Raw genomic sequence first — 13,466 nt, forward strand, 5'->3', positions numbered from 1 at the left:
CCCGGCCTCATGCTCCTGCAAAATGCCGATGATCTGCTCTTCGGTTCGTATCGTTCGCTTCATCGTCCGTCCTCTCCATGGAGCGGACTCTAATCGCAGTTGGAGGAAAAATCCCGTGGCAGGTCACAGAAGGCCCCCCGCCTTCTCAAGCAAACGTCCCTCCACCTGCCCCCAAAACGAAACCGGCCCCGCATCGCTGCGGGGCCGGCTCCTTATCTACAGGCCTACGTCAGGCGCTGATCAATCCCGGCTTTCCGGGGTCTCGACCAGGCCGAAAGCCTCTTCCGCGCTGTCGATCACGTCATCGACCGGCGCTGCCAGGGCTGCGGCCGTCTCGGCCTCGGCCCGGCGGGCGTCGATCACCTTCTGGTCACGGTCGGCCGCAAGCTTGCGCACACGGCTGGTCGCGCCGCCGGTGCCGGCCGGGATCAGCCGGCCGACGATGACGTTCTCCTTCAGCCCGACCAGCTTGTCGCGCTTGCCCTGCACGGCCGCCTCGGTCAGCACCCGCGTCGTTTCCTGGAACGAGGCCGCCGAGATGAAGCTGCGGGTCTGCAGCGACGCCTTGGTGATGCCCAGCAGGACCGGCTCGCCCGTGGCGGGACGCCCGCCGCGCGCGATGGTCTTGGTGTTCTCCTCTTCGAACTCGGCCTTGTCCACGTTCTCGCCCTTGAGCAGCGTGGAATCGCCCGAGTCGAGGATCTCGATCTTCTGAAGCATCTGGCGAACGATCACCTCGATATGCTTGTCGTTGATCTTCACACCTTGCAGCCGGTAGACGTCCTGCACCTCGTCGGTCAGGTAGTCGGCCAGCGCCTCGATCCCCATGATCCGCAGGATGTCATGCGGGGCCGGGTTGCCGTCCATGATGTAGTCACCCTTCTGCACGAAGTCGCCTTCCTGCACCGGGATGTGCTTGCCTTTCGGCACCATGTACTCGACCGGCTCCATACCCTCTTGCGAAGGCTCGATGGTGATGCGGCGCTTGTTCTTGTAGTCCTTCCCAAAGCGCACATAGCCGTCGATTTCGGCGATGATCGCATGGTCCTTGGGCCGACGAGCCTCGAACAGTTCCGCCACGCGGGGAAGACCCCCGGTGATGTCCTTGGTCCGGGCCCCTTCGCGCGGGATACGCGCCACCACGTCACCGGCCTTCACGTCCTGCCCGTCCTCGATGGACAGGATCGCGTCGACCGACATCGCATAGCTGATCGGGTTGCCGGCATCGTTGCGCACCGGCTCTCCGGTTGCGGGGTCCATGATGATGATTTCCGGCTTCAGATCGTTGCCGCGCGGCGCGGTGCGCCAGTCGATCACGATCTTCTGCGTCATGCCGGTCGCATCATCGGTGTCCTCGCGCACGGCGATGCCCGAGATCAGGTCCACGAACTTCGCCACACCCGCCTTCTCGGCGATGATCGGCAGGGTATAGGGGTCCCATTCGTAGAGCTTGGCGCCGCGCTTCACCTGCGCGCCGTCCTTGACGTGGATCTTCGCGCCGTAGGCGACCTTGTGGCTCGCCCGTTCCTGGCCGACATCGTCGATGATGACCATCTTCATGTTCCGGCCCATCACGATCTGCTCGCCAACGGCGTTGATCAGCAGGATCGGGTTGCGGAACTCGACGGTGCCTTCCTGGCTCGCTTCCTGGAACGACTGCTGGCCACCTTGGGCGATGCCGCCGATGTGGAAGGTCCGCATCGTCAGCTGGGTGCCCGGCTCGCCGATCGACTGCGCGGCGATGATGCCGACAGCCTCGCCCTGGTTCACCAGCGTGCCGCGGGCAAGGTCGCGCCCGTAACACATGGCGCAGACGCCCTCTTCCGCTTCACAGGTCAGGGCCGAGCGGATGCGCACGGCGGCAACGCCTGCGGTCTCCACCAGATCGGCCTTGCGCTCGTCGATCAGCTCGTTCTTGCGCACGATCACTTCATCGGTGCCCGGCACAAGGATGTCGTCCGCTGCCACACGGCCCAGGATCCGCTCGCTGAGCGGCGAGACGATCTCGCCGTCATTGACCGCGGCCGAAGCCGTGATTGCGCGTTCGGTTCCGCAATCGTGCTGACGCACGATGCAGTCCTGCGCCACGTCCACCAGACGGCGGGTCAGGTAGCCCGAGTTCGCCGTCTTCAGCGCGGTATCGGCCAGACCCTTCCGGGCGCCGTGGGTCGAGTTGAAGTATTCAAGAACGGTCAGACCTTCCTTGAAGTTCGAAACGATCGGCGTCTCGATGATCTCGCCCGACGGCTTGGCCATAAGGCCGCGCATCCCGCCAAGCTGCTTCATCTGCGCGGGCGAGCCCCGCGCACCAGAGTGCGACATCATGTAAACGCTGTTCGGCTCCATCTCGGCGCCGGCATCGTCATAACGCACCGCAGAGATGTCCTTCATCATCTCGGCCGCAACCGCGTCCGAGCATTTCGACCAGGCATCGACAACCTTGTTGTACTTTTCGCCTTGGGTGATCAGGCCGTCCATGTACTGCTGTTCGAATTCCTTCACCTGATCGCGGACTTCGTTGACGATCGGCCATTTGGTATCCGGGATCACCATGTCGTCCTTGCCGAACGAGATGCCGGCCTTGAACGCCTCACGGAAACCCAGACCCATGATCTGGTCACAGAAGATCACCGACTCTTTCTGGCCGCAGTAGCGGTAGACGGTGTCGATGACGTTCTGCACGTCCTTCTTCCGCAGCAGGCGGTTCACCAGTTCGAACGGCGCCTTGGCGTTCAGCGGCAGCAAGGTGCCAAGACGCACCCGGCCCGGGGTGGTGTCATAGCGCTTGAACACCTCGTTGCCCTCGGAGTCGATCTGACGGATCCGTGCCTTGATCTTCGAGTGCAGATGCACCTCGCCGGCGTTCAGCGCGTGTTCCACCTCGTCGGCGGACGAGAAGGCCATGCCCTCGCCCTTCATGCCCTTGCGCTCCATCGAGACGTAATAGAGCCCAAGCACCATGTCCTGCGACGGAACGATGATCGGCGCGCCGTTGGCGGGCGACAGCACGTTGTTGGTCGACATCATCAGCACGCGCGCTTCCAGCTGGGCCTCGAGGCTCAGCGGAACGTGAACGGCCATCTGGTCACCGTCGAAGTCGGCGTTGAAGGCCGAGCAGACCAGCGGGTGCAGCTGGATCGCCTTGCCTTCGATCAGGATCGGCTCGAACGCCTGGATGCCCAGACGGTGCAGCGTCGGCGCCCGGTTCAGCATCACCGGGTGTTCGCGGATCACCTCGTCGAGGATGTCCCAGACCTCGGGACGCTCTTTCTCGACCAGCTTCTTCGCCTGCTTGACGGTGCTCGAAAGCCCCTTCGCCTCAAGCCGCGAATAGATGAACGGCTTGAACAGCTCCAGCGCCATCTTCTTGGGCAGGCCGCACTGGTGCAGCTTCAGCTCCGGCCCGGTCACGATGACCGACCGGCCCGAGAAGTCGACCCGCTTGCCCAGAAGGTTCTGGCGGAAGCGGCCCTGCTTGCCCTTGAGCATGTCCGACAGCGACTTCAGCGGGCGCTTGTTGGCCCCCGTGATGACGCGGCCGCGGCGGCCGTTGTCGAACAGCGCATCGACCGATTCCTGCAGCATCCGCTTTTCGTTGCGGACGATGATGTCGGGCGCGCGCAGTTCGATCAGCCGCTTGAGGCGGTTGTTCCGGTTGATGACCCGGCGATAGAGGTCGTTGAGGTCGGACGTGGCAAACCGGCCACCATCCAGCGGCACCAGCGGGCGCAGTTCCGGCGGGATGACCGGAATGACCGTCAGCACCATCCACTCGGGCCGGTTGCCCGACTCGAGGAACGACTCGACGATCTTCAGCCGCTTGATGATCTTCTTCGGCTTCAGCTCGCCCGTGGCTTCCTTCAGCTCTTCGCGCAGCTGCTCTGCCGTCGACTCAAGGTCGATCTGGCTCAGCATCTCGCGGATCGCTTCCGCCCCGATATTGGCGGTGAAGGCATCGGCGCCATACTGGTCCTGCGCGTCGAGGAAATCTTCCTCGGTCATCAGCTGGCCATAGCTGAGGTCGGTCAGACCCGGCTCGATCACCACGTAGTTCTCGAAATACAGGATCCGTTCCAGATCGCGCAGCGTCATGTCGAGCATGAGGCCGATCCGGCTCGGAAGCGATTTCAGGAACCAGATATGCGCAACCGGCGCGGCCAGTTCGATATGGCCCATCCGCTCGCGGCGCACCTTCTGCAGCGTGACTTCCACGCCGCATTTCTCGCAGACGACGCCGCGATACTTCATGCGCTTGTATTTGCCGCACAGGCATTCGTAGTCCTTGATCGGGCCAAAAATGCGCGCGCAGAACAGACCGTCACGTTCCGGCTTGAACGTGCGGTAGTTGATGGTCTCGGGCTTCTTGATCTCGCCGTAAGACCAGCTGAGAATCCGCTCGGGCGACGCCAGCGAGATCTTGATCTCGTCGAACGACTTCGCCGGCTGCAGCGGGTTGAACGGGTTGGTGGTCAGTTCCTGGTTCATTGTGCGTCCTTGATTTCAGGGATGGGTGAGGAGGGCGCGAACGCCCTCACTCGTCCTCCGCATCCAGGAGTTCCATATTGAGGCCGAGGCCCCGGACCTCTTTCACCAGCACGTTGAAGCTCTCCGGCACGCCAGCCTCGAAGTTGTCCTCGCCCTTGACGATGGACTCGTAGACCTTGGTGCGGCCCGCCACGTCATCCGACTTGACGGTGAGCATCTCTTGCAGGGTGTAGGCGGCGCCGTAGGCTTCCAGTGCCCAGACCTCCATCTCGCCGAAGCGCTGGCCGCCGAACTGGGCTTTACCACCCAGAGGCTGCTGCGTGACGAGGCTGTAGGGCCCGGTGGAGCGCGCGTGGATCTTGTCGTCGACAAGGTGGTGCAGCTTCAGCAGGTATTTCACACCCACCGTCACCTTCCGCGCGAACTGCTCGCCGGTGCGCCCGTCGAACAGATCCGACTGGCCCGACGTGTCGAACCCGGCACGGGTCAGCGCGTCGTTCACGTCGGCTTCCTTGGCACCGTCGAAGACCGGGGTCGCAATCGGCACGCCGCGTTTGACGTTGCCGGCGCGGTCCACAAGCGTTTCCTCGTCCATGCTGGCAAAGGCGTCCTCATAGACGTCGTCGCCATAGCCGTGGCGCAGCGCATCGCGCACAGGGGTCAGATCGCCGGTCCGGCGATAGTCCTGCAACGCGTCGTCGATGCGGATCCCGAGGCCGCGCGCGGCCCAACCCATATGGGTTTCCAGGATCTGCCCGACGTTCATGCGCGACGGCACGCCCAGCGGGTTCAGCACCATGTCGACCGGGGTGCCATCGCCCAGGAACGGCATGTCCTCGATCGGGACCACCTTGGACACCACACCCTTGTTGCCGTGACGACCGGCCATCTTGTCGCCCGGTTGCAGCTTGCGCTTCACCGCGACGAACACCTTGACCGACTTCATCACGCCCGGGGGCAGATCGTCGCCGCGGCGCACCTTCTCGACTTTGTCCTCGAAGCGGTGATCGAGCGCGCGTTTCTGCACCTCGAACTGGCCGTTCAGGGCCTCGACCTGCTGCGCATCGGCTTCTTCGCCAAGCGCCAGCTGCCACCACTGGCCACGCGACAGCGTTTCCAGCAGCTCTTCGGTCACTTCGGTGCCGGCCTTGATGCCCTTGGGGCCTTTCACGGCCTGCTTGCCCAGGATGGTCGACTTCAGGCGCGCATAGGTGTTGCGCTCCAGGATCGCCAGCTCGTCATCGCGGTCGCGGGCAAGCCGTTCGACTTCCTCGCGCTCGATCTGCAGGGCCCGCTCGTCCTTGTCCACGCCGTGCCGGTTGAACACCCGCACTTCGACGACCGTGCCGTAATCCCCCGGCGGCAGACGCAGCGAGGTATCGCGCACGTCCGAGGCCTTTTCACCGAAGATGGCGCGCAGAAGCTTTTCTTCCGGCGTCATCGGGCTTTCGCCCTTCGGGGTGATCTTGCCGACAAGGATATCGCCCGGGCCGACTTCGGCACCGATATAGACGATCCCGGCCTCGTCGAGGTTGCGCAGGGCTTCCTCGCCAACGTTCGGGATGTCGCGGGTGATCTCTTCCGGCCCCAGCTTGGTGTCACGGGCGGCGACTTCGTATTCCTCGATATGGATCGAGGTGAAGACGTCATCCTTGACGATCCGTTCCGAGATCAGGATCGAGTCCTCATAGTTGTAGCCATTCCACGGCATGAACGCGACGATGACGTTCTTGCCGAGGGCCAGCTCGCCCATGTCGGTCGAGGGGCCATCGGCGATGACCTCGGCCTTGCCCACCCGGTCGCCCACCTTCACCAGCGGCTTCTGGTTGATGCAGGTGTTCTGGTTGGACCGCTGGAACTTGCGCAGACGGTAGATGTCGACGCCGGCATCGCCCATTTCCAGGTCTTCCGTGGCCCGAACCACGATCCGGGTGGCATCCACCTGGTCGATGATCCCGCCGCGGCGCGCCATGATCGCGGCGCCGGAATCCTGGGCCACGATGGCCTCGATCCCGGTGCCCACGAAGGGCGCGTCGGCCTGCAGCAGCGGCACGGCTTGCCGCTGCATGTTCGATCCCATCAGCGCGCGGTTGGCGTCGTCGTTCTCGAGGAACGGGATCAGCGAGGCCGCGACCGAAACCAGCTGTTTCGGAGACACGTCGATCAGGTCCACCGCTTCGGGCGGGTTCAGCATGAATTCACCCGACTGGCGGGTCGAAACCAGGTCGTTCATGAACCGGCCGTCGGCATCCAGCTGCGCGTTCGCCTGCGCAACCGTGTGTCGCATTTCCTCGGTCGCCGACATGTATTGCACTTCGTCGGTCACCTGGCAGTCCACGACCTTGCGATACGGCGTCTCGATGAAGCCGTACTTGTTCACGCGGGCATAGGTCGCCAAGCTGTTGATCAGGCCGATGTTCGGGCCTTCCGGCGTCTCGATCGGGCACATCCGGCCATAGTGGGTCGGGTGAACGTCGCGCACCTCGAAGCCGGCACGCTCGCGGGTCAGACCGCCCGGCCCAAGGGCCGACAGGCGGCGCTTGTGCGTCACTTCGGACAGCGGGTTGGTCTGGTCCATGAACTGCGACAGCTGCGACGAGCCGAAGAATTCCCGCACCGCAGCCGCAGCCGGCTTGGCGTTGATCAGGTCCTGCGGCATCACCGTGTCGATCTCGACCGAGGACATGCGCTCCTTGATCGCCCGCTCCATGCGCAGCAGGCCGACGCGGTACTGGTTCTCCATCAGCTCGCCGACGGACCGGACGCGGCGGTTGCCGAGGTGGTCGATGTCGTCGATCTCGCCCTTGCCGTCGCGCAGTTCGACCAGCGCCTTGATACAGGCGATGATGTCGTCCTTGCGCAGCGTGCGCTGCGTGTCGGGCGCGTCGAGGTCGAGGCGCATGTTCATCTTGACCCGGCCCACGGCCGACAGGTCATAGCGTTCGCTATCGAAGAACAGGCTCTCGAACAGGTTCGACGCTGCCTCGATGGTCGGCGGCTCGCCCGGGCGCATCACGCGGTAGATGTCCATCAGCGCGCCATCGCGGCCGATGTTCTTGTCGGCGGCCACAGTGTTGCGGATGTACGGGCCGACGTTGATGTTGTCGATGTCCAGCACCGGGATATCGGTCACGCCATTGTCCAGCAGCACCTTCAGCGTGCCGCCGTTGACTTCGCCGTCGCGGTCATAGGTCAGGGTGATCTCGTCCCCGGCCTCGACATAGATCGCGCCGGTTTCCTCGTTGATGATGTCCTTGGCGACATAGCGGCCAACGATATGATCGAACGGCACCAGCAGTTCGGTGACCTTCGCCTCGTCGATCAGCTGCTTGGCCAGACGCGGGGTGACCTTGTCACCGGCCTTGCAGATCACTTCGCCGGTGGCGGCATCGACGATGTCATAGGTCGGGCGGGTGCCACGCACACGTTCGGGGAAGAAGCGCGTGACCCAGCCGCGGTTCTTCATGTGCTTGTAGGTGACGGTCTTGTAATAGGCATCCATGATGCCTTCCTGGTCGAGGCCCAGGGCATACAGAAGCGTCGTCACCGGCAGCTTGCGGCGACGGTCGATGCGCGAGAACACGATGTCCTTGGCGTCGAACTCGAAGTCCAGCCACGACCCGCGATAGGGAATGATCCGGCAGGCAAACAGCAGCTTGCCCGACGAATGGGTCTTGCCCTTGTCGTGGTCGAAGAACACGCCCGGCGAGCGGTGCATCTGGGACACGATCACCCGTTCGGTGCCGTTCACGATGAACGTCCCGTTCGGCGTCATCAGGGGCATGTCGCCCATGTAGACGTCCTGTTCCTTGATGTCCTTGACCGACTTCGCCCCGGTATCCTCGTCGATATCGAACACGATCAGCCGCAGCGTGACCTTCAGCGGCGCGGCATAGGTCATGTCGCGCGCCTGGCATTCCTCGACATCGTATTTCGGCTTCTCGAGCTCGTATTTCACGAACTCCAGAATGGCGTTCTCGTTGAAGTCCTTGATCGGGAACACCGACTGGAACACGCCTTGAATCCCGTCCCCGTCCTGCGGCTTCGGTCCGTCGCCGGACTTCAGGAACAGGTCGTAGGAGGATTTCTGAACCTCGATGAGGTTCGGCATTTCGAGGACTTCACGGATCTTGCCGAAGTACTTGCGGATGCGCTTCTGGCCAACGTAGCTCTGAGCCATGCTCGTCGTCACCTTTCGTCTCTGCGCGCTTGTTCCGTCGGGGCCACGGAACACGCCGCCGAATGAAGGGGATAAGGTTCCATTCCCGCCAACCGTCCCACCGGCCAGCACCCGAACCTTGAACCGCGCCTTGAAGAGGGTCTTTCGCGCCCATGGCCCTTAAGGCCCTCTCCAAGACAGGTTCGGCCGGGCCCGGGGACAAGCCCGGACCCAGCCTTTTTTACCTGGGTGGATGCCGAGGCACCCTGCCCGATTACTTCAGCTCGACCTTGGCGCCAGCAGCTTCGAGCTTCTTCTTCAGCTCTTCGGCTTCGGCCTTCGGCGCGCCTTCTTTCACTTTGCCGCCGGCTTCGACCAGGTCCTTGGCTTCTTTCAGGCCCAGACCGGTGATGCCGCGAACTTCCTTGATCACGTTGATCTTGTTCGGGCCGGCTTCGACGAGGACGACGTCGAAATCGGTTTTCTCTTCGACGACTTCCGCGGCAGCAGCCGGGCCAGCCATCATCACGGCGCCGCCAGCGGCGGGCTCGATGCCGTATTCGTCTTTCAGGATCGTTTTCAGTTCCTGGGCCTGCAGCAGCGTCAGATTGACGATTTGCTCGGCGAGTGCTTTCAGATCAGCCATTTCTCTGTTCCGTTCTAATCAAGATGGGGTCCAACGTCAGGGCATCAACCCTACGAAGACATGTTGTTGCTCACGCGGCTTCCCGTTCCTCGATGGTCTTGAGGATACCCGCGATATTCGAAGCAGGCGCGCCAATGGCACCAGCGATGTTCGAGGCAGGGGCGCCGAGGCACGCAACGATCGAAGCGATAAGCTCCTCACGCGACGGCATCGCAGCCACGGCTTTCACACCGGCAGCATCCAGAGCCGTGTCGCCCATGGCCCCGCCCAGAATCACGAATTTCTCGTTCTTCTTGGCATAGGCCTCCGAGACCTTCGCCGCAGCGACGGGGTCTTCAGAGAAGGCGAACACGGTCATCCCCTTGAGCAGATCACCCATGCTTGCGCCGGGCTTTCCTTCAAGAGCGATCTTGGCGAGCTTGTTCTTGGCGACACGTACGGAACCACCGACGGAAGACATTTCCGCCCGCAGTGCCTGCATCTGAGCAACTGTCATGCCTTCGTAGTGGGCAACCACCACGACGCCAGAGCTTTCGAAGATCTGGCCGAGTTCCTCGACCACTTTCTCTTTCTGGGCTCTATCCACAGTTTCACTCCAAGTATGGGGGTTTCCCCCCGGCTCATGTTTGCCGGGATCACTCCCGGCGTTCGGGTCCGTGAGGGTCCCGAGGCCAAAACCGCCCGAGGAAACCCCGGGAAATCCGTCTCGATCCCCATCTCGGGAAGGACATTAAGCACCGGAAACCCGGCACACCCTCCGTCTCGGACAGGTCAGGGCGGGGCCTTGCGGTCCGCCCTGCCACTCACCGGCCTTGCGGCCGGAGAATTCTCTAGTTGCCGCTGGCCGAGGCCAGATCGACCGACACGCCCGGGCCCATCGTCGAGGACAGCGACACCTTCTTGAGGTAGGCGCCCTTGGCACCCGACGGGCGAGCCCGCGTCACAGCTTCCACGAAGGCGCGGATGTTTTCGGCCAGCTTCTCGCCGTCGAACGACACCTTGCCGACGCCGGCATGGATCACGCCGGCCTTCTCGACCTTGAACTGCACTTCGCCGCCCTTCGCCGCTTCGACAGCCGTTTTCACGTCCATCGTCACGGTACCGACCTTGGGGTTCGGCATCAGGTTGCGCGGGCCGAGGATCTTGCCGAGGCGGCCGACCAGCGGCATCATGTCCGGCGTCGCGATGCAACGGTCGAACTCGATCTTGCCGGACTGGATGGTCTCCATCAGGTCCTCAGCGCCCACGATGTCGGCGCCCGCGGCTTTCGCCTCGTCCGCTTTCGCACCGCGTGCAAACACCGCCACGCGCACCGTCTTGCCGGTGCCGTTCGGCAGTTGAACCACACCGCGGACCATCTGGTCCGCATGGCGCGGGTCGACGCCCAGGTTCATGGCGATCTCGACGGTCTCGTCGAACTTCGCCGTGGCCGAGGTCTTGATCAGCGCCAGCGCATCCTCGACGGTGAGTTGCGTCTTGCCTTCGAAGGCGGTCCGAGCCGCCTGGGTGCGTTTACCGAGCTTGGCCATGACTTACCCCTTCACCTCGATACCGATGGAACGGGCAGAGCCGAGGATGATCTGCATCGCCGCTTCCACGTCGTTCGCAGACAGATCCTTCATCTTGGCTTCGGCGATCTGGCGCACCTGGGCGACCGTCACGGTGCCGACCACGCTATGGCCCGGCTTGACCGAGCCTTTCGGGCGGTTGCGCTTGCCGACCGGCTTCAGGCCGGCTGCCTTCTTGAGCAGGAACGACGCAGGCGCCGTCTTCATCTCGAAGGTGAAGGACTTGTCCGCATAGTAAGTGATCACGGTCGGAACCGGGGTGCCCTGTTCCATTTCCTGCGTGCGAGCGTTGAACTCTTTGCAGAATGCCATGATGTTCACGCCGCGCTGACCCAGCGCGGGACCGATCGGCGGAGACGGGTTGGCTTGCCCCGCCTTCACCTGCAGCTTCAGCTGCCCGACGACTTTCTTGGCCATGTGGCCTCTCCTTGTATCACCAGCCCGCACATGCAGGGCCTTGGTTTAGTGGTCCGGTCCGCAAGGGCCTACCCGGCTCCGCTCGCCTCCCACGGCACACACGTCAGATGCCCTTGGACACCTGAGTGAATTCCAGTTCGACAGGCGTCGGGCGGCCAAAGATCGACACCGTCACCTTCAGACGGTTCGTGCTCTCGTCCACTTCCTCGACCATGCCGGTAAAGCCTTCGAAGGGACCATCGGCCACCTTCACCTGCTCGCCGATCTCAAAGCGGATCAGGTTGCGCGGCTGCGCCTCGCCCTCTTCCGCCCGGTTCAGGATCGAATTGACCTCGCCGTCGCGCATCGGCATCGGCTTGCCCTGCGGGCCCAGAAAGCCCGTAACCCGATTGATCGACACGATCGCGTGATAGGCGCGGTCCGTCATCTCCATCCGCACGAGCACATAGCCCGGCATGAAGCGCCGCTCCGAGGTGACCTTCTTGCCGCGGCGGATCTCGATGACCTCTTCCGTCGGCACCAGTACCTCTTCGATCTCGTCCTCGAGACCTTTTTCAGCAACGGCTTGCCTGATCTGCTCGGCGACCTTCTTCTCGAAATTCGAGAGAACGCTCACCGAATACCACCGCTTCGCCATGCTCGCCTTACCCCGTCTCACCTGCGGTCGCCCGCGGGAACTTCCGTCATTATTTCAGATGGTTGCCCATCCGCTTGCGGACAGTAGCCTGCCCGACCGAACAAAAAACAGCGCGCATCACCCGAATCGATGCACGCCGGTATCCGAAAGGTCCGCCCGCCTTACAGGTGAACCTGGCGGAACTCAAGCCCGCCCGCCCCGGCATCGGCCAAACCGGCCAGGGTCAGCCGAAGATGTTCAGAACCGCCGTCAGGCCCGAGCGAATCGCCAGATCGACAAGGAAGAAGAACACCGAAGCCAGCGCCGCCATGATCAGCACCATGACGGTGGTCAGCCCGACCTCGCGGCGCGTCGGCCACACGACCTTGGCCACCTCCGCGCGCACTTGCTGGACGAACTGAAGCGGATTGGTCTTGGCCATCGGTCTCACCTGCTTGTCGCTGGGGCCGCCGCCATCGGGGCGCGGCCGCCATGAATGGGCAGCACATACGGGGTTCGCCCGGCCAGTTCAAGCCTGCTCGGCACAGGCCGTCGCGGGATGGGCGTGCATGTCTGGAAACGGCTTGGCAGGAGTTGGGGGACTCGAACCCACGACCCTCGGTTTTGGAGACCGATGCTCTACCAACTGAGCTAAACTCCTGTGCCGTGGGCGGGGAGTTAAGGCACCCTGCGGAGGAAATCAAGCGCGAAGTCGCGCGGGTCGCAGCCGCAAATCGTATGTATGGTATGCGCATGGTTTCTGCATGGGTTCTGCATCGGCCTTGGCACGCAAAGGGGCCACCCGAGGGTGGCCCTTCCCTGTCGGGAGCAGTGCCCGCCGGCTTAGCGCACGGCAGCCCGCAGCGCCGCGACCTTGCCCTTGTCGTCGCCATACAGAGCGGATTCGACCGACTGCACCTGCGCCGGGGTCAGCTGGTCCACGTTCACGTTGGGAACGTAGATGTTCAGCTCGGCGGCATCGACATTGCTCAGCTTGTTCGGCTGATAGCCCTGGCCCGAGGCCGAAGCGGAGCCGGCGATCGCAACAAGGGCGGCGGAAGCGAGGATCAGGTTTTTCATGATGTATTCCTTTGGGTTATCTGTGGTCGGGGCTTTGGAATGTCGGGCCGTTCGCCCAAGTCTTTCGTGCCTCGATGCAGATGAGATGCTCACTCCGGCGCCGAATGTGAAATCACGCACAGATCACGCAAGCTCTCGCATCTGTGCGCTTGATGTGAAGCCCCACCTCGACGTCGGCGCAGGGCCGGGTCGGATTTGCGACCCATATCCCGTCTCCGCGCTCACGCTGCCGTGAAGTTCTGTGATCCAAGGCCTGGCGGGCCGTTTCGCAGCCCGGCTGTGAAGTGCCGCACAGAGCGTTGGAAAAGAACGAAAAAGGGCCGCCCCGAAGGGCGGCCCTGCATCCGTTGCGGTGGTAAACCCCCGCGTTACTTCAGGATTTTCGACACGACGCCGGCGCCGACGGTGCGGCCGCCTTCGCGGATGGCGAAGCGCAGTTTCTCTTCCATGGCGATCGGGGCGATCAGCTCGACCTCGAACTTCAGGTTGTCGCCC

At 63.2% G+C, this 13,466-nt stretch carries 10 protein-coding genes and 1 tRNA gene; all 11 read right to left on the reverse strand.

Annotated features, from left to right (window positions below):
- Nucleotides 1–240: 240 nt before the first annotated feature.
- Nucleotides 241–4,485 carry a DNA-directed RNA polymerase subunit beta' gene (rpoC, locus tag GVY41_RS19720; RefSeq protein ID WP_161348692.1) on the reverse strand — a complete coding sequence of 1,415 codons (4,245 nt, stop codon included), beginning with the start codon at nt 4,483–4,485 and terminating at the stop codon, nt 241–243.
- A 46-nt stretch (nt 4,486–4,531) separates the two neighbouring features.
- Nucleotides 4,532–8,665, reverse strand: coding sequence for a DNA-directed RNA polymerase subunit beta (rpoB, locus tag GVY41_RS19725; protein WP_161348693.1), 4,134 nt, complete (start codon nt 8,663–8,665; stop codon nt 4,532–4,534).
- Between the two features lie 253 nt (nt 8,666–8,918).
- Complete coding sequence (gene rplL, locus GVY41_RS19730; protein WP_161348694.1) at nt 8,919–9,290, reverse strand: 50S ribosomal protein L7/L12; 372 nt, start codon at nt 9,288–9,290, stop codon at nt 8,919–8,921.
- 70 nt (nt 9,291–9,360) lie between these two features.
- On the reverse strand, nt 9,361–9,876 hold the full coding sequence (gene rplJ, locus GVY41_RS19735) for a 50S ribosomal protein L10 (RefSeq protein WP_161348695.1): 516 nt from the start codon (nt 9,874–9,876) through the stop codon (nt 9,361–9,363).
- Nucleotides 9,877–10,120: 244 nt separating this feature from the next.
- Nucleotides 10,121–10,819: a 50S ribosomal protein L1 gene (gene rplA, locus GVY41_RS19740; RefSeq protein ID WP_161348696.1), complete on the reverse strand. Its 699-nt coding sequence runs from the start codon at nt 10,817–10,819 to the stop codon at nt 10,121–10,123.
- Nucleotides 10,820–10,822: 3 nt separating this feature from the next.
- A complete protein-coding gene (gene rplK / locus GVY41_RS19745) occupies nt 10,823–11,275 on the reverse strand; it encodes a 50S ribosomal protein L11 (RefSeq protein WP_161348697.1) in 453 nt (150 codons plus the stop codon).
- 103 nt (nt 11,276–11,378) lie between these two features.
- On the reverse strand, nt 11,379–11,912 hold the full coding sequence (gene nusG, locus GVY41_RS19750; RefSeq protein WP_161348698.1) for a transcription termination/antitermination protein NusG: 534 nt from the start codon (nt 11,910–11,912) through the stop codon (nt 11,379–11,381).
- A 223-nt stretch (nt 11,913–12,135) separates the two neighbouring features.
- The gene (secE, locus tag GVY41_RS19755) at nt 12,136–12,333 is read right to left on the reverse strand and encodes a preprotein translocase subunit SecE (protein ID WP_161348699.1); all 198 of its coding nucleotides are present in this window, start codon (nt 12,331–12,333) and stop codon (nt 12,136–12,138) included.
- A gap of 143 nt (nt 12,334–12,476) precedes the next feature.
- Nucleotides 12,477–12,552: transfer RNA gene (locus tag GVY41_RS19760), tRNA-Trp, on the reverse strand.
- A 182-nt stretch (nt 12,553–12,734) separates the two neighbouring features.
- Nucleotides 12,735–12,971 (reverse strand): hypothetical protein, encoded by a 237-nt coding sequence (locus GVY41_RS19765; RefSeq protein WP_161348700.1) that lies wholly within the window; start codon nt 12,969–12,971, stop codon nt 12,735–12,737.
- A gap of 368 nt (nt 12,972–13,339) precedes the next feature.
- On the reverse strand, nt 13,340–13,466 hold a 127-nt coding region (locus GVY41_RS19770), incomplete at its 5' end, for an EF-Tu C-terminal domain-related protein (RefSeq protein WP_487246635.1).

It is taken from the genome of Frigidibacter albus (assembly GCF_009908165.1).
Lineage (GTDB): Bacteria > Pseudomonadota > Alphaproteobacteria > Rhodobacterales > Rhodobacteraceae > Frigidibacter > Frigidibacter albus.

Coding starts and splice junctions, on each gene's coding strand:
- rpoC (WP_161348692.1), bottom strand. CDS start 4,485: ATGAACCAGGAACTGACCACCAACCCGTTCAACCCGCTGCAGCCGGCG.
- rpoB (WP_161348693.1), bottom strand. CDS start 8,665: ATGGCTCAGAGCTACGTTGGCCAGAAGCGCATCCGCAAGTACTTCGGC.
- rplL (WP_161348694.1), bottom strand. CDS start 9,290: ATGGCTGATCTGAAAGCACTCGCCGAGCAAATCGTCAATCTGACGCTG.
- rplA (WP_161348696.1), bottom strand. CDS start 10,819: ATGGCCAAGCTCGGTAAACGCACCCAGGCGGCTCGGACCGCCTTCGAA.
- rplK (WP_161348697.1), bottom strand. CDS start 11,275: ATGGCCAAGAAAGTCGTCGGGCAGCTGAAGCTGCAGGTGAAGGCGGGG.
- nusG (WP_161348698.1), bottom strand. CDS start 11,912: ATGGCGAAGCGGTGGTATTCGGTGAGCGTTCTCTCGAATTTCGAGAAG.
- secE (WP_161348699.1), bottom strand. CDS start 12,333: ATGGCCAAGACCAATCCGCTTCAGTTCGTCCAGCAAGTGCGCGCGGAG.
- GVY41_RS19765 (WP_161348700.1), bottom strand. CDS start 12,971: ATGAAAAACCTGATCCTCGCTTCCGCCGCCCTTGTTGCGATCGCCGGC.